The sequence below is a fragment of the Monashia sp. HAY1-5C genome (assembly GCF_056755255.1).
Genome location: NZ_JBPGXG010000008.1, coordinates 12,080 through 33,804 on the forward strand (window position 1 = coordinate 12,080; position 21,725 = coordinate 33,804).

Annotated in this window: 21 protein-coding genes; 11 read left to right on the forward strand and 10 right to left on the reverse strand. The window is 75.1% G+C overall.

The annotated features are described in order from the left end of the window. Positions 1 to 15 precede the first annotated feature (15 nt). Genes rsgA through ACR9ZK_RS02300 form a run of 3 tightly spaced genes read right to left on the reverse strand, consistent with a single transcriptional unit; the run spans position 16 to position 3,069 of the window. The gene (gene rsgA / locus ACR9ZK_RS02290) at positions 16 to 1,047 is read right to left on the reverse strand and encodes a ribosome small subunit-dependent GTPase A (RefSeq protein ID WP_481339692.1); all 1,032 of its coding nucleotides are present in this window, start codon (positions 1,045 to 1,047) and stop codon (positions 16 to 18) included. After that, entirely contained in the window at positions 1,044 to 2,528 is a 1,485-nt protein-coding gene (gene aroA, locus ACR9ZK_RS02295) for a 3-phosphoshikimate 1-carboxyvinyltransferase (protein ID WP_481339694.1), read from the reverse strand. Before aroA ends, rsgA begins: the two co-directional genes overlap by 4 nt. 1 nt (position 2,529) lies before the next feature. After that, complete coding sequence (locus ACR9ZK_RS02300; RefSeq protein ID WP_481339697.1) at positions 2,530 to 3,069, reverse strand: DoxX family protein; 540 nt, start codon at positions 3,067 to 3,069, stop codon at positions 2,530 to 2,532. A 168-nt stretch (positions 3,070 to 3,237) separates the two neighbouring features. Between ACR9ZK_RS02300 and ACR9ZK_RS02305 the strand changes: the two genes are divergently transcribed. The 4 genes from ACR9ZK_RS02305 to rsrA all read left to right on the forward strand — a co-directional run bounded on the left by ACR9ZK_RS02305 (position 3,238) and on the right by rsrA (position 5,988). Beyond that, entirely contained in the window at positions 3,238 to 4,149 is a 912-nt protein-coding gene (locus ACR9ZK_RS02305) for an SOS response-associated peptidase (RefSeq protein ID WP_481339699.1), read from the forward strand. Between the two features lie 35 nt (positions 4,150 to 4,184). Beyond that, entirely contained in the window at positions 4,185 to 4,817 is a 633-nt protein-coding gene (locus ACR9ZK_RS02310) for an alpha/beta hydrolase family protein (RefSeq protein WP_481339701.1), read from the forward strand. A 137-nt stretch (positions 4,818 to 4,954) separates the two neighbouring features. Then, on the forward strand, positions 4,955 to 5,704 hold the full coding sequence (locus ACR9ZK_RS02315; RefSeq protein ID WP_481339703.1) for a sigma-70 family RNA polymerase sigma factor: 750 nt from the start codon (positions 4,955 to 4,957) through the stop codon (positions 5,702 to 5,704). Further along, on the forward strand, positions 5,701 to 5,988 hold the full coding sequence (gene rsrA, locus ACR9ZK_RS02320; RefSeq protein WP_481339705.1) for a mycothiol system anti-sigma-R factor: 288 nt from the start codon (positions 5,701 to 5,703) through the stop codon (positions 5,986 to 5,988). Before ACR9ZK_RS02315 ends, rsrA begins: the two co-directional genes overlap by 4 nt. A 77-nt stretch (positions 5,989 to 6,065) precedes the next feature. Here the strand turns inward: rsrA and ACR9ZK_RS02325 are convergent, their stop codons facing one another. After that, complete coding sequence (locus tag ACR9ZK_RS02325; protein WP_369791897.1) at positions 6,066 to 6,140, reverse strand: 50S ribosomal protein bL37; 75 nt, start codon at positions 6,138 to 6,140, stop codon at positions 6,066 to 6,068. Positions 6,141 to 6,590: 450 nt separating this feature from the next. Between ACR9ZK_RS02325 and ACR9ZK_RS02330 the strand changes: the two genes are divergently transcribed. The 3 genes from ACR9ZK_RS02330 (at position 6,591) to ACR9ZK_RS02340 (ending at position 10,528) form a co-directional block, all read left to right on the forward strand. Then, positions 6,591 to 7,889 carry an HD-GYP domain-containing protein gene (locus ACR9ZK_RS02330; protein ID WP_481339812.1) on the forward strand — a complete coding sequence of 433 codons (1,299 nt, stop codon included), beginning with the start codon at positions 6,591 to 6,593 and terminating at the stop codon, positions 7,887 to 7,889. Then, positions 7,886 to 9,193: an HD-GYP domain-containing protein gene (locus tag ACR9ZK_RS02335; protein WP_481339708.1), complete on the forward strand. Its 1,308-nt coding sequence runs from the start codon at positions 7,886 to 7,888 to the stop codon at positions 9,191 to 9,193. The genes ACR9ZK_RS02330 and ACR9ZK_RS02335 overlap by 4 nt, the downstream gene beginning before the upstream one ends. 174 nt (positions 9,194 to 9,367) lie before the next feature. Further along, the gene (locus tag ACR9ZK_RS02340; protein ID WP_481339710.1) at positions 9,368 to 10,528 is read left to right on the forward strand and encodes an NAD(P)-dependent malic enzyme; all 1,161 of its coding nucleotides are present in this window, start codon (positions 9,368 to 9,370) and stop codon (positions 10,526 to 10,528) included. A 44-nt stretch (positions 10,529 to 10,572) separates the two neighbouring features. On the opposite strand, the gene ACR9ZK_RS02345 is transcribed toward ACR9ZK_RS02340, so the two are convergent. Genes ACR9ZK_RS02345 through ACR9ZK_RS02355 form a run of 3 tightly spaced genes read right to left on the reverse strand, consistent with a single transcriptional unit; the run spans position 10,573 to position 12,622 of the window. Beyond that, positions 10,573 to 11,232: a CbiQ family ECF transporter T component gene (locus tag ACR9ZK_RS02345; protein ID WP_481339712.1), complete on the reverse strand. Its 660-nt coding sequence runs from the start codon at positions 11,230 to 11,232 to the stop codon at positions 10,573 to 10,575. Next, positions 11,229 to 11,948, reverse strand: a complete 720-nt coding sequence (locus ACR9ZK_RS02350) for an energy-coupling factor ABC transporter ATP-binding protein (RefSeq protein ID WP_481339715.1) — start codon at positions 11,946 to 11,948, stop codon at positions 11,229 to 11,231. The genes ACR9ZK_RS02345 and ACR9ZK_RS02350 overlap by 4 nt, the downstream gene beginning before the upstream one ends. Further along, on the reverse strand, positions 11,945 to 12,622 hold the full coding sequence (locus tag ACR9ZK_RS02355) for a biotin transporter BioY (protein ID WP_481339717.1): 678 nt from the start codon (positions 12,620 to 12,622) through the stop codon (positions 11,945 to 11,947). Before ACR9ZK_RS02355 ends, ACR9ZK_RS02350 begins: the two co-directional genes overlap by 4 nt. 52 nt (positions 12,623 to 12,674) lie before the next feature. On the opposite strand from ACR9ZK_RS02355, the gene ACR9ZK_RS02360 reads away from it, so the two are divergent. Further along, on the forward strand, positions 12,675 to 13,646 hold the full coding sequence (locus ACR9ZK_RS02360) for a zinc-binding dehydrogenase (RefSeq protein ID WP_481339722.1): 972 nt from the start codon (positions 12,675 to 12,677) through the stop codon (positions 13,644 to 13,646). Positions 13,647 to 13,730: 84 nt separating this feature from the next. Here the strand turns inward: ACR9ZK_RS02360 and ACR9ZK_RS02365 are convergent, their stop codons facing one another. Beyond that, a complete protein-coding gene (locus tag ACR9ZK_RS02365; protein ID WP_481339727.1) occupies positions 13,731 to 14,843 on the reverse strand; it encodes a coenzyme F420-0:L-glutamate ligase in 1,113 nt (370 codons plus the stop codon). Continuing rightward, the gene (cofD, locus tag ACR9ZK_RS02370; RefSeq protein WP_481339732.1) at positions 14,840 to 15,832 is read right to left on the reverse strand and encodes a 2-phospho-L-lactate transferase; all 993 of its coding nucleotides are present in this window, start codon (positions 15,830 to 15,832) and stop codon (positions 14,840 to 14,842) included. The genes ACR9ZK_RS02365 and cofD overlap by 4 nt, the downstream gene beginning before the upstream one ends. A 273-nt stretch (positions 15,833 to 16,105) precedes the next feature. Between cofD and ACR9ZK_RS02375 the strand changes: the two genes are divergently transcribed. The 3 genes from ACR9ZK_RS02375 to ACR9ZK_RS02385 are packed head-to-tail and all read left to right on the forward strand — an operon-like array spanning position 16,106 to position 21,136. After that, on the forward strand, positions 16,106 to 16,372 hold the full coding sequence (locus ACR9ZK_RS02375; RefSeq protein WP_076258264.1) for a WhiB family transcriptional regulator: 267 nt from the start codon (positions 16,106 to 16,108) through the stop codon (positions 16,370 to 16,372). Between the two features lie 52 nt (positions 16,373 to 16,424). Further along, positions 16,425 to 19,679: a glycosyltransferase gene (locus ACR9ZK_RS02380; RefSeq protein WP_481339741.1), complete on the forward strand. Its 3,255-nt coding sequence runs from the start codon at positions 16,425 to 16,427 to the stop codon at positions 19,677 to 19,679. Beyond that, positions 19,676 to 21,136, forward strand: a complete 1,461-nt coding sequence (locus ACR9ZK_RS02385) for a DUF5719 family protein (protein WP_481339746.1) — start codon at positions 19,676 to 19,678, stop codon at positions 21,134 to 21,136. Before ACR9ZK_RS02380 ends, ACR9ZK_RS02385 begins: the two co-directional genes overlap by 4 nt. Positions 21,137 to 21,193: 57 nt before the next feature. Here the strand turns inward: ACR9ZK_RS02385 and ACR9ZK_RS02390 are convergent, their stop codons facing one another. Continuing rightward, positions 21,194 to 21,706 carry a metallopeptidase family protein gene (locus ACR9ZK_RS02390; RefSeq protein ID WP_481339751.1) on the reverse strand — a complete coding sequence of 171 codons (513 nt, stop codon included), beginning with the start codon at positions 21,704 to 21,706 and terminating at the stop codon, positions 21,194 to 21,196. Positions 21,707 to 21,725 lie beyond the last annotated feature (19 nt).

The following is a 21,725-nucleotide window of genomic DNA, read 5'->3' on the forward strand; positions in this document are numbered from 1 at the left end:
GGGCATCCCTGTGCCTCAGCGTTCCTCGGTCGAGCGACTCGACAGGAGCCGGCGCAGGGAGGCGAGCCGCGACGGTCCGGCGGAACCGGCGTGCCCACCGGCCACCCACGCGTCCAGCGCGCACTCGTCCTCGTCGTGGGTGCAGCCGCGGGGGCACTCGGCGGTGCCTTCGGCGAGGTCGGGGAAGTGGTCGATGATGCGGTCCGGGTCGATGTGGGCCAGCCCGAACGAGCGCACGCCCGGGGTGTCGATGACCCAGCCGTCGTCGTCGGGCAGGCGCAGCGCGACGGCGTTGGTGGAGGTGTGCCGGCCACGTCCCGTCGTGTCGTTGACGACGCCGGTGGCCCGCATCGCCGTCGGCACGAGGGCGTTGACGAGCGTGCTCTTGCCGACCCCGGAGTGCCCCACGAGCACGGAGACCCTGCCCGCCAGCCGGTCGCGCAGCTCCTCGAGGCCGGTGAACCCGTCGCGGGTCCGGGCCGTGACGACGTGCTCGACCTCGAGCGGCGCGTACGTCGCCAGGAAGGGGGCGGGGTCGACGAGGTCCGCCTTGGTCAGCGCGAGCAGCGGCTCGAGGTCGGCGTCGTAGGCCGCGACGAGGCAGCGGTCGACCATCCGCGGCCGCGGCTCCGGGTCGGCGAGCGCCGTGACGATGACGAGCTGGTCGGCGTTGGCCACGATGATCCGCTCGTAGGGGTCGGTGTCGTCGGCCGTGCGTCGCAGCACCGACCGGCGGTCCTCGATGCGCACGATGCGGGCCAGGGCATCCGGTCCGCCGGCGAGGTCGCCGACGAGCGCGACGTCGTCGCCGACGACGACCCGGGTCCGGCCGACCTCGCGTGCCTTCATGGCCGTGACGACGCGTTCGGGCTCCTTGCGCCCGAGCGCGCCCTGGGGCACGAGGCACGTGTACCGCCCGCGGTCGACGCCGATGACCATCGCGACGACCGCGTCGGCGTGCGCCGGACGCTCCTTGGTGCGGGGCCTCGAGCCCTTGCGGCTGGGGCGGACGCGGACGTCCCCCTCGTCGAGGTCCCGCCAGCTCATCGGGGCAGCACCACGGGCGCCGCACCGGCGAGCATGCCGTGCCACAGGCCGACGAAGTCCGGCAGCGTCTTGCGGGTCGTGCCGATGTCCTCGACCTGGACGCCGGGGACGCGCAGGCCGACGATCGCGCCCGCGGTGGCCATGCGGTGGTCGTGGTAGGTGCGGAACCGCCCGCCGTGCAAGGCCGCCGGCGCGATGCGCAGACCGTCCTCGGTCTCGGTGACCCGGCTGCCCAGACCGCCGAGCTCGGCCGTCAGCGCGGCCAGCCGGTCGGTCTCGTGCCCGCGGATGTGGGCGACGCCACGGATCCACGACGGACTGGACGCCAGCGCCGCGAGGGCGGCCACGGTCGGGGTCAGCTCGGCCGCGTCGTGCAGGTCGATGTCGATGCCCGCGAGCTCGTCGCCACCGCTGACGGTCAGGCCCCAGCGGTCGAGGCGGACGTCGGCGCCCATGGCGTCGAGGATCTCCCGGAGCATGTCGCCGGCCTGCGTCGTGTGCTGGGGCCAGCCCGGTACCCGGACCGTGCCGCCGGCGACGAGCGCGGCCGCGACGAAGGGCCCGGCGTTGGACAGGTCCGGCTCGACGGACACGTCGAGGGCGTTGATCTCCGACGGTTCGACGCGCCACGTGTTCGGCTCGCTGTCGTCGACGATGGCCCCCGCGTCGCGGAGCGTCTCGACCGTCATGAGGATGTGCGGCTCGCTCGGGACGGGCTTGCCGTCGTGGTGGACCGTGACGCCGTCGTCGTAGCGGGCGCCGGCGAGCAGGAGGCTCGAGATGAACTGCGAGGACATCGACGCGTCCATCGTGACGCTGCCGCCGGCCAGCCCGCCGCGTCCGTGGACGCTGATCGGCAGGTGCCCCTCGGCGTCGTCGATGTCGGCGCCGAGCGTGCGCAGCGCGTCGATGACCGGGCCCATCGGCCGGACCCGCGCCTGCGGGTCGCCGTCGAGCAGCACCGGGCCGTCGGCGAGCACGGCGACCGCGGGCAGGAACCGCATGACGGTGCCGGCGAGGCCGCAGTCCACGCGCCCGCCGCCCCGGAGCGTCTCCGGGGGAGTGACGAGCCAGTCCTCGACGGCTCCGGGCGCGGTCTCGCCCTCCGGTGGCACGTCGTCGATGCGGACGCCGAGGCTGCGCAGCGCGTCGGCCATGAGGAGCGTGTCACGCGAGCGGAGCGGCGCCCGCAGGCGCGACCGGTCGCTCGCGAGGGCCGCGAGGACGAGGTAGCGGTTGGTCAGGGACTTGCTGCCGGGCAGGACCACGGTGGCGTCCAGCGGCCCGGGGGCGGTCGGCGCCGGCCAGTCCGGGTCCGTCGGTGTGTCGGTCGGCGTGTCGGTCGGCGTGTCGGTCGGGGTGCCCGTCCGCGTGTCCGTCAGGGTGCCACCGGCGGGACCGGCCTCGGCACCTGCGGGACCCGCGGCCTGGTGGGGGCCCGTGGGCAGGGGATCGGCAGGGAGGGGATCAGCGGGACTCAAGTCAGCTCACGACGTCCTGGGCTCGATGGGCGAGGAGGCGGGCCTCGCGCGTGGCGGTCGCCCTGGCGTGGCGTGCCTCACGGCGCGTGGTCTTCGTGGCGTGCTGGGCGCGCCACGCGAGGCCCGGACGGCCTGCGGTGTCGGCGGCTGCGAGGAGCAGGCCGCCGAGGAGGCCGACGTTCTTGAGGAAGAGGCTGCGGCTCGCGGCCTTGCGGGCCGGGTCGGTCTCGTCCCAGAAGGCGTGCTCGATCGCCGTCGTCGGCACGATCGAGGCGGCGAGCACGGTGGACGCGATGCGCGGCAGCCGGCCCGTGGCCAGCAGGACGCCGCCGCCGAGGAGCGCCGCGCCGTTGACGCGGACGACGAGGTCGGGGTCCTTCGCGGCGCGCGCCACCTTGTCCGAGCCGGGCACCTGGTCCGGGACCTTCCCGAGCAGGTGCGCCGCCTTGTCGGTGCGCGCGGACGGGTTGCGCAGGGCATCGACCCCCGCGGCGATGAACACGGACGCGAGCAGGGGACGAGCGAGACGGCGGACGATCATGACCTTCCTCCTCCGGCCACGGCCGTGCGGGACGGGCGTGGCCATCGTGGACCAGTGGGAACCTACGGTAGCGACATACCCGCGGTCGCACGCCCCCGCGCCCACCGACCCGGGCGTGACACTGGCGTGACACGGGCGTCGACACCGGGTGGACCTAGGCTGGGCGCCATGTGTGGGAGGTACGCCGCCAGCGCCCGGCCCGACGAGCTCGTCGAGGCCTTCGACGTCGACGAGGACCACACCGCCGAGCCGGCCCGAAGCATCCTCAAGAACCCCCAGAACCCACCCGCGGGCGAGCCGGACTGGAACATGGCGCCGTCCAAGCAGGCGCCGGTCGTGCTGACCCGGGCGCCTCGCGTCCCCAGCGCCGCCGACGCGGCCGATGCCGCCGGTTCCGCGGACCCCGCCGACGCCACCGGCGTCGCTCGCGGTGGCTCGGGGGTCGACACGGCCGCGGTGCGTCAGCTGCGCCTGCTGACGTGGGGGCTCGTACCGGCCTGGGCCAAGGACGTCACGATGGGCCAGCGGATGACGAACGCGCGGGCCGAGTCGGTCCTCGGCAAGGGGGCCTTCGCGAAGGCGGCCCTGTCGCGGCGGTGCGTCGTGCCGGCCGACGGCTGGTACGAGTGGCAGGTCTCGCCGACCGCCCTCGACGCCAAGGGCAAGCCGCGCAAGCAGCCCTTCTTCATCCGCCGCGCCGACGGTGCGCCGGTCGGCTTCGCCGGCCTGTACGAGTTCTGGCGCGACCGCCAGCGACCCGACGGCGACCCGGACGCCTGGCTGACGACCTTCACCATCATCACGACCGCCGCCGACCCGGGCATGGACCGGATCCACGACCGGCAGCCCCTCGTCCTCGAGCCGGAACAGTGGGCGCGTTGGCTCGACCCGGCCGAGAAGGACCCCGCCTACGTCCAGGGCGTGCTCGAGTTCGCGAGCCCGGGCCGCTTCGAGGCCTACCCGGTCGGCCGAGCTGTCGGGGCCACGTCGAACAACGGCCCGCACCTGCTCGACCCCGTGCCCAGGGAGGAGCTCGTCGGTGTCGTCGACCCGATGACCGGCGAGGTGATCGGGTCGTGACGCCGCCGTCGCGAGAGCCCGGACGAGGGTACGGGGTGCGACCCGCCGTCCGCGAGGTGGAGACACCGCAGGGTCCCGCGCGGGTCCACGTGTGGCGTCCGGTGCGCGCCGGCTCGACGGTCGTCCTCGGGCACGGCGCCGGCGGGGGTCTGGGGGCGCTCGACCTGACGGTGGCCCGCGAGGCCCTCGTGGCCTCGGGCCGGGCGGTCGCGCTCGTCGAGCAGCCGTGGCTCGTCGCCGGGCGCAAGGTCGCCGGGCGGCCGCCGACGCTCGACGAGGCCTGGGTGCCGGTCGTGGAGGCGCTGCTGTCGGGACGGTCCCGCCTGCCGCGTCCCCTCGTCGTCGGCGGTCGCAGCGCGGGCGCCCGCGTCGCCTGCCGGACGGCGGCCGCCCTCGGGGCCGACGCCGCGCTCCTGCTCAGCTTCCCGCTCCACCTGCCGGGCCGTCCGGACCGGCTGCGCGCGGACGAGCTGGCGCTCGCACCCGACCCGACCTGGGTGGTCCAGGGCCTCCGCGACACGTTCGGCACACCCGAGGAGGTGCGTCCCCACCTGCCGCCCGGCGCGACGCTCGTCGAGGTCCCGGGCGCCCACAGCTTCCCCCGCAGCTCACGGACCCGGCTCGCCGAGGAGCTGACCCGGATCGCGGGAATGCTGCCCGGCGTGTGACCGTTGCACGTGGCATGGTTCCCAGCCCCTGCGTCGCCCCCGAGCGCCGGTCCGGCTCTCCCTCCGAGGCCCGGCGCACCGGAGCCGCCGTGGCGGCCGGCCCGGCCCGACTAGGCGCCCGACTAGGCTGGGACGTGATGGCTAAGGACAAGCAGACCGACCCGACGGCTCCCCTGCGTCTCGCGGAGCCCGGCCCCGAGGTTGCCGACGCGGACGCGCAGGCCGGCGCCGACGCGTCCGTCGACGTCTCGGCCGAGACGCCCGAGCAGCGCCGCGCCCGGTTCGAGCGCGAGGCGATGCCGCTGCTCGACCAGCTCTACAGCGCGGCGTTGCGCACGACGCGCAACCCGAGCGACGCCGAGGACCTCGTGCAGGAGACGTTCGCCAAGGCGTACGCGGCCTTCCACCAGTACCGCCCGGGCACCAACCTCAAGGCGTGGATGTACCGCATCCTCACCAACACCTACATCAACAGCTACCGCAAGAAGCAGCGCCAGCCGCTGGAGTCGGACGCGGCCGAGATCGAGGACTACCAGCTGGCGCGCGCCGAGTCGCACTCGTCGTCCGGGTTGCGGTCGGCCGAGGCCGAGGCGCTCGACCACCTGCCCGACAGCGACGTCAAGCGCGCCCTGCAGGAGATCCCCGAGGAGTTCCGGCTCGCGGTCTACTTCGCCGACGTCGAGGGCTACTCCTACAAGGAGATCGCCGAGATCATGGAGACCCCGATCGGCACGGTCATGAGCCGCCTGCACCGCGGCCGGCGCCAGCTCCGCGAGCTGCTGTCCGAGTACGCCGCCGGTCGGGGCTTCGCCCAGGCCGGGGCCGCTGGCACGACGAGCGGGGCGGGCCCGACGGGCCGCCCGGGCACGGAAGGAAGCGGGTCATGAGTCACCACGACAGCACCGGTGGGGACAGCGGGCGCACCGACTGCTCGGAGGCCCTGCTGCGCGTCTACGAGTACCTCGACGGTGAGCTCGGGCCGGAGGACTGCGCCAAGATCCAGGCCCACCTCGACGAGTGCGGGCCCTGTCTCAAGGAGTACGACCTCGACACGACGCTCAAGGCGCTGATCAAGCGCTCGTGCGGTCGCGAGGAGGCGCCCGACTCGCTGCGCACGACGATCATGTCGCGCATCTCGATGACGGTCATCACCGTCGAGCGCGGCCAGTAACCGTCCGGGCCTCGTGCGGCCCGGGAACGACGAAGGCCCGCCTCCCTTGGGGGAGGTGGGCCTTTGACGTCTGCGGCTCAGGCGTTGGGCTTGCGGCCGTGGTTGGCGGCGTTGCCCTTGCGCGAGCGACGCTTGCGGGCGCGCTTGCTCATCGGGGTCTCCTCGTGGATGCTTCTGGGGTGCTGCCCGGAACGGGCACGAAGCCCCGATTCTTCCACACGCGTGGCGGGGCGCCGAATCCACAGGGGGTTTGCGCTCACAAACGTAAAATCTTGGTATAGATCCGGCCGCTTACCACCGGACGTGCTTCCGCATGCCTGCACGCTGATGTCACCCTGAACGCCGAGGGAAACCTCTGTTGTTCTGTGCTGCCGCAGCAAGCCCCTCCATGGCGCACGCATCCGGAACATCACCACCTGAAGGAGCCCCCACATGTTCGCTGCTCTCCTGTCGGCCCTCGCCGCCACCACCGACTACACCACGCGCGCCGTCATCTCGTTCGCCAGCGTCTGGGGCTGGGGCGGCTGAGCGCGACCTCCACCGACGGCGCCACGGACGTTCCACGTCCGTGGCGCCGTCGCACTACGGTGGACGCCGTGAGCATGGTGACCACGGCGACGAGCCGATCCCGGTGGTTGCCGGTCTACCTCGCGGCCGTGGTGCTGGCATCGGTCCTGACCGGTGTCCTCGCGTGGTTCACCACCCGGCGTCTCGAGCTCGGGCCGCTGCTGCTGCTCTGCGTCATGGGGGTGCTCAGCTTCCAGATCCGTGAGCCGGACGTCGGCCTGAAGATCAGCTTCTCCTTCCTGTCGATCATCCTCGTCGCCTCGGCCGCCATCGTCGGCACGTTCGGCGCGTGGGTCGTGGGCTCCCTGTCGATGCTCGTCGACCGGCGTCAGCGCCGATGGTCGGCGACGATGTTCAACGCGAGCATGAGCGGCCTGCTCGGGGCCGCGGGGGGCCTCGTCTACGCCATGCTCGGCGGCCGGGCGGGGTCCCAGACCGTCGGCAAGGGTCCCGCCGAGCTGGCCACCGCGGTCGGCTGGCCGCTGCTGGCCGCGGACGTCACCGCCTGCCTCGTCAACGCGGCGCTCCTGTCCGGGGTCATCCACCTCGACCAGGGCATCCCGTTCTGGATCCAGCTCCGCCGTGTGCTCAGCGGGTCGGGCCTGGCCTACATCGGCTACGGCGTCATCGGGCTGCTCTTCGTCATCCTGTGGTTCCCCGCCGGACTCGGCCCCTTCAGCGCCCTCCTCGTCATGGCGCCGCTGCTCGCGGCCCGCTGGGCGTTCATCCAGTACGGGGAGGAGCTGCGCTCCCACGAGCGCACCGTGGACACCCTCGTCACGGCCCTCGGCACCAAGGAGCCGGCAGCCGTCGACCGCAGCCGGCGCGCCGCGACGCTCGCCGAGTGGGTCGCCGAGGAGCTCGCCCTGACGCCGGCGCAGATCGGCACGATCCGGTACGCGGCCACGCTGCACGAGATCGGCCACCTCGGGGTGCCGACGCGCCTGCTGCGTCGGGCCCCGGGCGCGCTGACCGAGTCAGAGCGGCGGATCGTCGACCGCCACTGCGTCATGGGCGCCCGCATGATCGAGGGCATCGACTTCCTCGAGGACGCGCGCTCGGGCATCCGGCACCAGCAGGAGCGCTTCGACGGGCGCGGCCGCCCCGACGGGCTCGCCGGCACCGACATCCCCATCGCTGCCCGGGTGCTCGCCGTCGTCACGGCCGTCGAGAGGTCCTCCTCCGACCCGTCCGCTGCCGCCGGCACCTCGGCCGACCTCTACCGCCGGCTCACCGACGACGGCGGGCGCTTCGACCCGGCGGTCGTCGCCGCCACGTGGGCGGCGCTCGACAAGCACGGCCTGCCGACCAGCGTCGGCTCGGTGTCGTCGTGAAGCGCGGCCTCTACCGGGAGCCGGTGGCGCTCGTCGTCGGCCTGACCGGTCTCGTCGGCAGTGTCGTGCTCGCCGTGGGCGCCGAGGACACCCCCGGACTGGGCTCCCAGCCGGCCATCGGGGTCACGGCGGCCTTCGCCGTCACCATCGTGCTCGGGGAGTGGTTCCAGCTCGCCGCCCCGGGGTTCCGCGGGTCGGCGCCGATCGCCACCGCGACGGCCCTGGCCTTCGCGTTCGCCGTGCGCGTCGGTCCCTCCGTCGAGCTGACCCACTCGACGGCGTTCGTCCTCGCGGTCACCTCGGTGTCGATGGCCCTCGGGGCCGGCGCGCGGGTGCTCGGCGGCCGCGAGGTGAGCCTCGTCGAGACGACCGGGCGGTTCCTCGCCGTGGTGGTGGCCGCGCTTCTCTACCGCACGGTCCACCTGGGGCAGAGCCCCGGCGGAGCCGGTGGAGCTGCCGGAGCCGCCCACGAGGACACCCTCGTGCCGTGGCAGCGGGCCCTGCTCATGCTCGTGATCTGCGTCGCGGCCCTCGTCGCCGACACCCTCTTCACGTCGGTCCTGCGGGCCATGGCGACGGCCGACCTGCGGCGCACGTTCATGGAGGAGGCGCGGTCCTCCTTCGCCCTGTCCGGCGCGGTCGTGGTCACCGGCGTCCTCGTCGCGCTCGCGCTGCCCCCGCTCGGTGTCATCGCGCTGCCGCTGTTCATCCTGCCGCTCGTCCTGACGCTCTTCGCGTTCCGCCGCTACGTCAGCATCCGGGCGACCTACCTGCAGAGCATCCGCACGCTCTCGCGCCTCACCGATGCTGCCGGGTACACCCCGTCCGGCCACTCCGAGCGGGTCGCCTCGCTCGCCGTCCGCGTCGGTCGGCAGCTGGGCCTGTCCGAGCGCGAGCTGCTCGACCTCGAGTACGCGGCGCTGCTGCACGACATCGGCCAGGTGGCCCTCGTCGAGCCGATCCCGGGCGGGGCCACCGTCCTGGCCGCCCCCGCCGACCAGCGTCGCATCGCCGCCGACTCCGTCGCGATCGTCCGCGAGACAGGTGTCTTCGGCGGCGCCGTGCAGATCCTCGAGCACCAGACGACCCCGTACCGGCAGGTCCGCGAGCTCGGCGAGGAGATCCCGCTCACGAGCCGCATCCTCAAGGTCGTCAACGCCTACGAGGACCTCACCGCGGGGTCCCGCAGCGCCCGCGCGCGCGAGGCCGCCGTCGAGCGCATCTACCTCGGCCTCGGCTACGAGTACGACCCGCGCGTGGTCGATGCCCTGCTCGGCGTCCTGGGCTCGACGCTGACCGACTGAGACGGCGCTCACACGTCGGCGTCCGCCCTTGGGCACGAGGCCGGTACATGCCAGACTGTCCGGATCGGGCAACCCCCGGACGCGAGACGACATCGTGCAGGCAAGACCCCCGCACCGCACCACCCAGCGAGGGCCGCCTGCCCTCTTCCTCTCACGCGAACGAGGTGTTCCGTCATGAGTGCGTTGCCCACCAGCCAGCTCGCCGACCCGAGGGACCCGGTCTTCCGGGCCCACGTGGGTGGCAAGCTCGGGGTGCACGCCACGTCCGAGCTGCGCGACGCAGCCGACCTGTCGCTGCTCTACACGCCCGGCGTGGCCGAGGTGTCCCGGGCCATCGCCGCCGACCCCGGCCTGGCCGCCGTCTACACGACCCGGCGCAACACGGTGGCCGTCGTCAGCGACGGCACCGCGGTGCTCGGTCTCGGCGACGTCGGGCCCCTCGCGGCGATGCCCGTCATGGAGGGCAAGGCCGTCCTGTTCAAGCACTTCGCCGGGGTCGACGCGGTCCCGGTGTGCATGGAGACCGGCACCGTCGAGCAGATCGTCGACGCGGTGGCACGCATCGCGCCCACGTACGGCGGCATCAACCTCGAGGACATCTCGGCGCCGCGGTGCTTCGAGATCGAGCGCCGGCTGCGCGAGCGGCTCGACATCCCGGTGTTCCACGACGACCAGCACGGCACCGCGATCGTGGCGCTCGCGGCCCTCGTCAACGCGCTGCGGGTCGTCGGAAAGGCCATGGCCGACGTCACCGTCGTCGTGTCGGGCGCCGGTGCCGCCGGGGTCGCGGTGAGCCGGATCCTGCTGGCGGCGGGCGTCGGTGACGTCGTCGTGGTCGACTCCCGCGGAGTCCTCGGTCCGGACCGCGGGGACCTCGCACCGCACAAGGCGGACCTTGCCGCCGTGACGAACCGCCGTGGCGTGACGGGCGCGCTCGGCGACGCGCTCGACGGCGCCGACGTGCTCGTCGGTGTCTCCGGCGGCACCGTCGCCGAGCGGGACCTCATGCGGATGGCGCCTCGCGCGGCCATCTTCGCCCTGGCCAACCCCGACCCGGAGGTGCACCCGTCCGTCGCCACGCGGTTCGCCGAGGTCGTCGCGACGGGTCGCTCGGACTTCCCGAACCAGATCAACAACGTCCTCGCCTTTCCCGGCATCTTCCGTGGCGCGCTCGACTCCGGCGCGCGCGAGATCACCGAGGACATGAAGCTGGCCGCCGCGTACGCGATCGCCGGCCTGGTCGAGGAGCCAACGGCCGATCTCATAGTCCCGAGCGTCTTCGACGAGCGCGTCGCACCGGCCGTGGCGCGCGCCGTCGCCGCGCTCGCGCCGTAGGAGCCGACGCGTCGACGCCTGACGGATCCGCCCCGCCGGACCCGTCAGGCGCCGTCGTCGGGGCGGTCGTCGGGGCGGTCGTCGGGGTGGTCGTCGGGGTCGGTCAGCCCGCGGGCCGCGAGCGCCTCGCCGGTGGACCGGGCGTAGGCCACGACGTGCAGCACCGTGGGCACGACGACCGCCCGCGGGCTGCGTTCGAGGCCGCGGGCCAGCGCCGCTGCCCGGACGGCCGAGAACGACCCCGCGACCCACGGGACCGAGCGCATGACGACCCCGAGCGTCAGGGCCACGACCTCCGGGTCGACGACACGTCGCAGCGGGCGAGCGCCCCGGACGACGCCGTCGAGCAGGTCGGTCACCGGCGTCGTCGCCGTGAGGACGCCCGCGGCGAGGTAGGCGTCGAGGATCCCGAGGACGACCTGTGCTGCGTAGGCCGGCCCCTGGGCCCACCACTGGAACGCGAGGAGCAGGACGAGCACGGGCGCGATCGCGCGCACCGACCGTGCGAGTCGGGCGAGGGGCAGGCGGGCCAGCGCGGCGGCCCCGAGGACGAGCCCGAGCGTCACGACCAGCGGTGCCGGCGACCGGGCGAACCACGGCGTCGCACCGACGAGGAGCACGCCGACGAGCTTGAGCCACAAGGGCGCCCGGTGCACCGGCGAGCTGCCGGGCACGTGGGCGGCGAACAGCCCGCCGGCGTTCACGCGAGCTCGGCGAGGGCTCGGTAGTGAGCCACGGCAGGGACCGGCGAGCCGTCGAAGACGACATGCCCGGCGTCGACGACGAGGGTTCGGTCGGCGTCGAGCGCGAGGTCGAGGTCGTGCGTCGCGACGACGAGCGTCTGCTCCAGACCGCCGAGGAGGCGGCGCAGCAGGGCGGTGTTGCGCAGGTCGAGCAGCGTCGTCGGCTCGTCCAGGACGAGGACCGCGGGCTCGGTGGCCAGCACGACCGCGAGCGCCAGCAGCTGCCGTTCGCCGCCGGACAGCTCGTGGACGCTCCGGTCGGCCAGGTGGAGCAGGCCGAACCGCGCGAGCACCGCCTCCGCCGCCGTCCGCCGGTCACCGCGTGACCGGTGCAGGCGCCGCAGCGACAGCTCGACGTCCTCTCGCCCGGTCGGCATGACGAGCTGGGACAGCGGGTCGGTGAAGGCGAAGGCGACGCGTCGACGGACGCGGGCACCGTCCCGACCGGTGTCGAGCCCGTCGACCTGGACGCTGCCGGTCGTGGGCAGGACGAGCCCGTTGAGCAGGCGCAGCAGCGTCGACTTGCCCGAGCCGTTGGCGCCGATGACCGTGACGCGTCGTTCGGTGAGGTCCAGGTCGACGGGGCCGAGGACGGTGCGTTCGCGTCGACCGGGGTCGCCGTCGACCGGGACGGTGACCGTCGCGGCGTCGAGGCGGATGCGGCTCGTCGGAGTCACGCCCGGCGCTGCGGGACCCCGGCGCGCACGAGGACGTCCGGGAACGCGCGGTGCACGGCCGCGGCGGCCACGGCGGCGACGAGCGCCTTGACGAGGTCGCCGGGCAGGAACGGCAGGTCTGCCGTGACGGCGGCCGACAGCGGCAGGTGCAGGTTGGCGACGAGACCGGCCACACCGAGGACGTGGATGACGGCCACCGAGGTGAGCGCCGCGACGACGAACAGCAGCGGCACCCACCAGCGCCGGTCGGCCCGGCGCACGACGAGGGCTGCGCCCGCGCCGGCGACGGCGGCCGCGAGGAGGAACGACACGAGGTACCCGGCGGTCGGTCCGCTCAGCACCTGCAGCCCGGACTGGCCCTTGCTGAAGACCGGGAACCCGACGAACCCGATGGCGAGGTAGACCAGCACGGCCAGCGCGCCGCGACCCGGCCCGAGGACGAGGCCGGTGAGCAGGACCCCGAGGGTCTGCAGCGTGATGGGGACCCCGAGGCCCCCGACGGGGACACCGGGCACGACGGCCGTCGCGACGAGCAGTGCCGCGAAGACGGCGACATGGGCGACGGTGCGGGCGTCGACGCCGCGCGGGCCGCGGGCGTGGCCCGATCCGCTCGTACCGCGGGCGGGCGAGCCGTCGCTGCGGGGGCCGGTCGCGGTACGGGTGTCGTCGGTCACGGCCCGCACCCTACCCGGGCCGCGCCGGTGCCCCGCTCACTATGGTGCTGGAATGCTCGCCGCCTACGCCGCCAGTCAGTCCGCGTCCGACCCGCTCTCCGGCCTCGTCATCGGCGAGCGACCCACCCCCGAGGCGCGTCCGGGCTGGTCCGTCGTCGACCTGCGAGCCAGTGCGCTCAACCACCACGACGTGTGGTCGCTGCGCGGGGTGGGGCTGCCCGCCGACCGCCTGCCCATGGTCCTCGGCTGCGACGGTGCCGGCGTGGACCCGGACGGTCGTGAGGTCATCGTCCACGCCGTCGTGCCCTCGGACGGCTGGCGCGGCGACGAGACGCTCGACCCGCGGCGCACGCTGTTGTCCGAGCTGCACGACGGCACGCTCGCCGAGAAGGTCCTCGTGCCGACGGCCAACCTCGTGCCCAAGCCGGAGGGCATGACGTGGGAGACGGCGGCCTGCCTGTCGACGGCGTGGCTCACGGCCTACCGGATGCTGTTCACGAACTCGGGCGTGCGTCCCGGCGGCACGGTCCTCGTCCAGGGTGCGGGCGGCGGCGTGGCCACGGCCCTCGTGCAGCTGGGCGCAGCGGCCGGCTACCGGATGTGGGTGACCTCGCGCGACGAGTCCCGCGGGGCCCGCGCGCTCGACCTCGGCGCCGACCGGGTGTTCGAGTCGGGGGAGCGCCTCCCCGAGCGCGTCGACGCGGTCATGGAGACCGTCGGGGCCGCGACGTGGTCGCACTCGGTCAACTCGCTGAGCCCGGGCGGCAGCATCGTCATCTCGGGCGCCACGTCCGGCGACGCCCCGCCGAAGGCGGAGCTGACGAAGATCTTCTTCAAGCAGCTGCGCGTCGTCGGCTCGACGATGGGCACGCGCGAGGAGCTGGCCCGACTCGCGCAGCTCGTCGTCACGGCCGGCATCTCCCCGGTCGTCGACTCGGTCCTGCCGCTGGCGGATGCCCGCGAGGGGTTCGAGCGCATGGTCGACGGCGACGTCTTCGGAAAGGTCGTCTTCACCGTCGGCTGAACGCCGGCTCAGCGCAGGCTCAGCGCGGGCCGGCGCGGGCCGGCGCGGGCCCGGTGCGGGCCCGGTGCGCGCCCGGTGCGGGGCTCAGCGCGCGTCGGGCGGCGCCGACACGTGCACGAGCACCGCCAGGCCGTCGGCGGACGGGACGTCGGCGTCGCCGCGCAGCCCCTCGGCCCACAGCGCCACCTCGAGCCGGGCGACCGCCCGGCCGAGCTCGTGCGGGCTGTCCGCACCGAGCGTCACCGTGAGCGGGCCGATGTCCGCCGTCCCGGACTCGATGCCGTGCAGCGCCGCGCGCACCGCACGGGACACCGACCCGATGCGGCTGTCCGCGCCTGCGGGCGGGATCCCGACGTCCAGGGCGTCCGCGGTTCCCGGCTCGACCCCGAGGGCGGCTCGCACGGCCTCGACGCGTCCGTAGCCGAACCAGTCGCCGGGGCCGGTGCGCACGAGGTCGCGGCCGCGGGGGTGGGCCGTGAGCGGCTCGTCGACGAGCGCGTCGTGGAGTCCGCGCACGAGCGCGACCGGCACCGCCGCGACCTTGCCCTTGGCCAGGTCGGCGGCCGCGGCCACCTCGTCCGCGATGCACCGGGCGGTGACGTCGAGGCGTCTGCCGTCCGCGTCGGTGGCGCCACGGAGGTCGTCCAGCGTCCGTACGCCGTGCGCCCCCAGGGCGAAGTCCACCTGACCGACGCGCCACGGGCGGCCCGCGGTGTCGGACAGCACGACGCCGACCCGGACGCCGTGCCGCGCGACGAGCGCGTCGTGCAGCTCCGCGCAGATGCCGTCCGGGTCGTGGGGCAGCAGCAGCCAGCCCCCGCGGTCGCCCGTGTTCGAGCCGTCGACGCCGGCCGCTGCCATGATCGGGCCCGCCTTGGCCCGGACGACGCGGGTCACCCGGTCCCCGAGCGAGCGCTCGGCGACGACGTACTCGGTCTCGGCGTGCACGACGCGGTCCTTGTCCGGGTCGTGCGTCACGAGGCCGAGGGACTTGCTCGCGATCTTGCTCGACACGACGACGACGTCGCCGTCCTCGAGGCGCAGCCCGGCGTGCTGGAGCCCGGTCCCCACGACGTCGGCGAGGTCCTCGCCCTCGCGCACCTCGGGGATCCCGGTGAGCGGCAGCACGCTGACCGGGCGCGGCACGGCGGCGTCGGACGTCGGGTGCCCGGCCGTCGCGGGGTCGTGCGTCGTCACGCGGGGGTCCTCGCGGGACGCAGCCGCAGCGCCAGGTCGAGCGCCGCCCCGGCCAGGTCGGCGGCTGCGTCGGGCGAGCTCATGAGCAGCGGGCGGTGGACCACCTGCAGGCCGCGCTGCGGCGGCATCGGGTCGTCCTCGGCCACGAGCCAGCCGTCGAGGAAGTCGGCGTAGAGGCCGGCGACACCGGCGCTCGACTCCTCGACGCCGATGGTGCGCAGGCAGACGTCGGCGTGGCCGCGGACCGGGCGCCCGCCGACCAGGGGTGAGACGCCCACGACCGGGGCCCGGCTGCCGCGCAGCGCGTCGCGGACGCCCGGGACCCCGAGGACGATGCCGATCGACACGACCGGGTTGCTCGGTGGCAGGAGGACGACGTCGGCCTCGCGGATCGCGTCGAGGACGCCGGGGGCCGGGGCGGCGCCGTCGAGCCCCGCCACGACGAAACGCTCGGCCGGCAGCTCGGCGCGGTGCCGGACCCACCACTCCTGGAAGTGGATCGCCCGCGGCTGTCCGTCCTGCTCGACGACGACGTGGGTCTCGACCGGGGTGTCGGTCATCGGCAGCAGCCGCACGCCCAGCTCGGGCAGCCCCCACCGCGCGGCCAGCCGGTCGACGACGGCCGACAGGGGCCGGCCCTGACCGAGCAGCTGCGACCGGTAGACGTGGGTGCCGAAGTCCTTGTCGCCGAGGGTGAACCACTGCGGCGTCGCTCCGAGCGCGGCGAGCTCCTCGGCGAGGTGGTGCGTCTCGTCGGCACGGCCCCAGCCCTGGCCCTCGTGGACGGCTCCGCCCAGCGTGTAGAGCAGCGTGTCGATGTCGGGGCAGACCCGCAGGCCGAAGAGCGTGATGTCGTCACCCGTGTTGCCGATGACGGTCAGCTCGACCGGCTCGTCACCGACGACGGACGCGGAGGAGTGGACGTGGCGGAGCAGGCCGCGGAGGAACCGGGCGCCGCCGACGCCTCCGGCGAGGGCTGTGATGCGCATGCAGCGATCCTCTCAGCCCCGTGCAGCCGCGTCCGAAGACGGGTCGGAACCCGTTCTACCACAGCCGGGAAAGCGCCTCACCGAGATCGAGCGAATATCACTAACGGGCTTGACGTAGGGCGTATGACACACATGTAATTTCATTGTTGTATTCGTCGGGGTCGGTACCGAGGTCGACGGGCTCACGAAACGGTGGGTCGATCTGCCAGGGGAACGGTGCCGCCGGGTACAGCGAGTGCTGACACACAAGAGAGTCAGGGTCGAGGAGGGGTCATGCACGAGCTGATGGTGGTCATGTCGGACGTCGGGACGGAGGAGGGCGAGCTCTCCTGGCAGGAGCGGTCGCTCTGCGCCCAGACCGATCCGGAGGCGTTCTTCCCGGAGAAGGGCGGCTCCACGCGCGAGGCCAAGAAGGTCTGCGTCGGGTGCGAGGTGCGCGCAGAGTGCCTCGAGTACGCCCTCGCGAACGACGAGCGTTTCGGCATCTGGGGCGGTCTGTCGGAGCGCGAGCGCCGCAAGCTGAAGAAGCGCGCGGTCTGACCGTGGCCGTAGGACCCGGGCCCCAGCCGGTGTCCGGGTGAAGGTGACCGCTGTGCCCGACGAGCTCGCCGATGACCGCAGCGCCCCCCACGGGGGCGCCGCGCACGGGTCGATGTCCGCTCCCTCCACCGGACCCCGGCCCAGCGCGCAGGTCGCCGCGATCGTCGTCGTGCACAACGGTGCGACGTGGCTGGCGCAGTGTCTGGACGGGGTCGCCACCCAGACACTGCCGCCCGCCCGTCTCCTCGTCGTCGACGTCGCGAGCAGCGACACGTCGGCGGCGATCGCACAGGCCCACGGGCGCGTCCGGGCGGTCGTGCCCCACGTGGACGTGCTGCGTCTGCCGGCCCGGGTCCCCCTGGGCCGCGCCATCGCGGCCGGCATGGAGCGGCTGCACGCCGTCGCCCCGGGCGCCGGGGGCACCGGCCCGGAGTGGGTGTGGGTGCTGCACGACGACACCGCGCCGGCACCGACGGCGCTGGCCCGCCTCCTCGAGGAGGGGCTGCGCTCGCCGTCCGTGGGGATCGCCGGGCCCAAGCTCGTCGCGTGGGACGACCCGCGACGCCTCGTCGAGCTCGGCGTCCAGATCACCCGTACCGGCCGCCGGCTCGGTCGCCCCACGCGGGGCGAGGCCGACCAGGGCCAGTACGACCACCGCACCGACGTCCTTGCCGTGAGCACGGCGGGGATGCTCGTGCGCCGGGCGGTGTGGGACGACCTCGGCGGGTTCGACCCCGCGTTCACCGAGTACGGGGCCGACCTCGACCTCGGTTGGCGGGCCCAGCTGGCCGGCCACCGCGTCGTCGTCGTCCCCGGCGCCGTCGTGCGGGACGCGTCCGCCGGCGTCGACGGCACCCGGCCCGGGGGGCCGCGCCCGCGGGAGGTCGAGCGCCGCTCCCGTCGCGCCGCCAGACAGGTGACCCTGGCCCGCTGCGCGCCGGTGCTCGCGCCGTTCCTCGCCGTGTGGCTCGCGGCCTCGAGCGTCCTCGGCGCCCTTGGCCTCCTCGTGGCCAAGCGGCCGCGGCTCGCGTGGCGCGAGCTGTCCGACGCCTCCGCGCTGCTGCACCCTGCCGCGACGACCGCGGCCAGGTGGCGGGGCCGGTCGACCAAGCGCCTGCGCCGCGGCGACCTGGCGACGCTCTTCGTGCCGCCGTCCGTCGCGGCGCGCACGACCCTCGACCACTTCCAGGACGCCATCGCCCCCGAGCGTGCCGCGCACCGCGAGGCCGCGCCGACCACCGAGACCGGACCGACCGCCGAGGACACCGACTCCCTGGCGCACCTGCCGGCCTCGCTCGGGCGACGGGTCCTGACCCACGCCGGGTTCCTCGCCGTCCTCGCCGCCCTCGTCGCCGCCGTCGCGGCCTGGCGCGACACCATCCGGGCCGGTGGCCTCTCGCCGACGCACACCGGTCTGGCGGGTGGCGAGCTGCGCCCCGTCGCCACCGGGTCCGACGGGCTGTGGCACTCCTTCCTCGACGCGTGGCACGGCGCCGGCCTCGGCACCGCGGTCGACGCCGGGCCCCACCTCGCGGTGCTCTCCGGTCTGACGTGGCTGGCCGAGCGCCTCCCCGGAGTCGCCGACGGCCGGTCCAGCGCCGGCGTGACGATCGCCTGGCTGCTGTTCCTCGCGCCCGTGCTCGCGACGTGGTCGGCCTACCTCGCCGGACGCGTCGTCACCACCTCCCGGGTCGCCCGCGGCACGGCCGCGCTCGCGTGGGGGTCCTCGGCCGTGCTGGTCACGGGCGCGGCCCAGGGTCGCGTCACCCTCGCCGTCGCGCACGTCCTGCTGCCGTTCGTCGTCGCCGGGTACGCCCTCGCCGCCCGCCGTGACGGCACCTTCACCGCCACCTTCGCCACGGCCCTGGCCACGGCGGTGACCGGCGCGTTCGCGCCGCCGCTGCTGGCCGTCTCGGTCGCCGCCGCGCTCCTCCTGCTCCTGCTCGGGCCGGGGCTGCGCCGCGCGCGTGCCCTCGTCCTGCTCGTCGTGCCCACCGCGCTGCTCGGCCCGTGGGTGGTTCGGTTCGTCGAGGACTGGCACCTCCTGCTGTCAGGCCCCGGCCTCGTGGCCACCGGGTCCGACGCGGGCCCCTGGGCGCCGGTGGCGCTCGTCCTCGGGCAGCCGGGTGCCTCGTCGTGGACCGCGTGGCTCGTGGCACCCGTCGTCCTCCTCGGGGTCGCCGGGTTCGCAGTTCGGGCCCGGACCCGGACCGAGTCGGTCGGGCTTGCCGTCGGCGGGCTGCTCGCGGTCGCCGGCCTCGCTGCCGCGCTCGGCGGCTCGCGCGTCGTCCTCGGCTCCGCCGAGACCGGCGTCGGCACGTCGGCGGCCGCGCACCTGTGGGCCGGGGTCGGGCTCCAGCTGTGGTTCGTGGGCCTGCTCGTCGGGCTCCTCGCGGGCAGTCGGGCCGTCCTCGGACACCTGCGTCGCGGCCACGGACGGCTGCGGCCGGCCGGGGCCGTCGCGGCCGTCGTGCTCGTCGTGGGGTCGGTCCTCGCCGGTGCCGGCGTCTGGGCGGTCCGGGGGGCCGGCCGGACGCTGTCCGTCGGCGAGGCGACGCTGCCCGCGGTCGCCGTCGACCAGGCCACCGGCCCGCTCGGCAACCGCCTGCTGCTGCTGCGCCCGTCCGACGACGTCGTCGACTTCGTCCTGGCCGGGCAGGAGCCCGGTGAGCTGTTGCGCGACCTCGACCGACGTCCCGACGCCGACGACGCGCCCCTCGTGTCGGCCGTCGCCGCCATCGTCGGTGGCCGGGCCGCCGATGCCCTCGACGCGTCGTCCCTCGCCCGGCTCGGCATCGGCTTCGTCCAGGTGACCGGTGGGGCCGACAGCCCGCTCGCGCGCCGGCTCGACGCGGCCGAGGGGCTGAGCCGACTGGGCAGCGGCCAGCACGGCGTCCTCTGGAAGGTGCGGGCCCTGCCTGCGGCCCAGGGCGCCGAGGACGCCACGGCGCCGTCGCGCGCCCGCCTCGTCGACGGTTCGGGCGGCCTGCTCGCCGTCGTCCCGACCGTCGGACCGCACGCCGCCGTCGACACCTCGCTGCCCGCCGCGACCGGCGAGCGACGCCTCGTCCTCGCCGAGCCGGCCGAGTGGGCCCGGCACGCCGTCGTCAGCTACGACGGCGCGGTCCTGCCCCCCGTGCCCGGCGCTGCGCAACCCACCTACGTCGTGCCGTCGGCGCCGGGCGCCCTGCGCGTCGACCTCGCGGCGGCGCAGCCCTGGTGGCGTCTCGGACAGGGTGCGCTGCTCGCGTTCGTCGTGTTCATGGCGCTGCCCTTCGGCAACCGTCGCTCGAGGAGGCGCGCATGAGCAGGGCCGCGGGCATCATCCGGTCCGTCGCGGTGGCCGTCGTCGCGGCCGGCGCGGCCGTCGGTGCCACCCACGTCAGCGGCTCGCTCCAGCTGGCGGCGACCGGGGACCGCGCGGGCCTGCCCGAGACCTCCAGCGTCCTCGTCGACGACTCGACGCTCGTGTGCCCCGGCCAGCAGCGGCTCGGCGCCGTGGGCCTGCGCGACGTCGAGGCGGACGTCACGGTCGCCGCGTCCGCCCCGGACCCCGGGGTCGTCGCCGGGGCACCGAGCGGTGGCGCGCTCACGCTGCTGTCCGGCAGCGACGCGTCCGGGCTCGGCCAGGGCGGTGCCGCGGGCTCGGCCGTGACCGCCACCGTGAAGACGGCCGACAGCGTCCTCGCCCGAGCCACCAGGGGACTGGCCCCGGGCCTCGTCGCGACCCAGGTGTGGAAGCACACCGGCGACGACGACCGGGGCCTGGCCGTGACGCCGTGCCAGCTGCCCTCGTCCGACGTCTGGCTCGTCGGCGGGGGTGCCGGTCCGTCCCGCACGGAGCGGGTCATCCTCGGCAACCCCGGGGCCAATGCCGTGACCGCCTCGCTCGAGGTGTTCGGCGCGCGCGGTCGGGTGGCCGGCCTGGACGACCGCACGATCTCGGTCGAGCCGCACGCGCGCGCGGTCGTCTCGCTCGACGCGCTCGCGCCCGACCTCGCCAGCCCCGTCGCCCACGTCACCGCCACCGGTGGCGTCCTGTCCGCCGTGCTCGACGAGCAGTGGATCGACGGTGCAACGGCACGCGGCATCGACGACGCCACCCGCGCCGCCCCGCCGGGGACCGACCTCGTCGTGCCGGGGATCGACGCGTCGGGCTCGGTGTGGGCCCGCGTCGCCAACCCCGGTGACACCGAGGCGCTCGTCCGCCTGAGCCTGCTCACCGACGCCGGACCGGTCCAGCCCGACGAGCTGCGCGCGGTCCGGGTGCCCGCCGGGTCGACCCTCGACGTGCCCATCCAGCGCGCGTCCGGCGCGTTCGGTCTCGGGGTCCGGTCCGACCAGCCCGTCGTGGCCGGCGCCTGGACCGAGCGGCGTGCCTCGACCGGTGACCGCATGGGCGACTTCGCCTGGACCGCGGCGACGCCGCGCCTCACCGGTCTCGGCGGGGTCCTGCTGCCGGGACTCACGGGCACGACCAAGCGTCTCCTCCTGACGTCGGGCCAGACCGCGGCCCGTGCGCAGGTGCGCACCGGCACGGGGGACGCCGCTCGCACGACGACGGTCGACGTCCCGGCCGGTTCGACCGTGGCCACCGACCTCGGCGACGCCGACAGCGTCTGGGTCGTGCCGACGAGCGGTGACGTCCGCGGCGCCGTCTCGGTCGCCGGAACCGACGGCGGTGTGCCGACGTTCTCCATCGCCGCCGTCCAGTCGGCCCCGGTCCGGGCCCTGTCCGTCCCGGTGCGCCAGGTGCGCAACTGACCGGCGCAGGCTGCCCGACGTCGCCCGGCGAGATGGCCGCCGCGACGCAGGGCCTCGTCAGTCGCCGAAGCCGGGGTCGAGCTCCTCGGGGGCGACGCCGAGGAGGCCGGCAACCTGCTCGGTGACGATGTCGGCGACGAGCGCGGCGACGTCACGCCGGTCCGAGACGCGGGTCTCGACCGGGCGGCGGTAGACGACGATCCGCGCCGGCCGGGCACCCGTGGCGGGGAAGAGGCGGCCCAGCGGCACCTCGCGGTGGTCCCAGGCCGCAGGTCCGCGCGGGACGTCCTCGACCGCGAACTCGACTGCGGGGAAGGCGCGCCCGCAGGTGGCCTCGAGCCGGGCCGCGGCATCGAGCACGTAGTCGTCGAACTCGTCGCGGCGGGAGACCATCGCCGGGACGGGCGGCCAGGCGAGCGGTCCGCGCCTGCCGCGCCCGTGCCGGTCGCGCCGACGGGGGAGCGGGCGCCGGGAGGCGGCGGCGCTGCGTCCGGAGTCCGGGTCCGTGCGCTCGGACGGGTCGCGCCCGGTGTCGGGTCCCGCGCCCGGGGTGGTGCCGGAGGTGCTCACGGTCCCACTCTAGATCGAC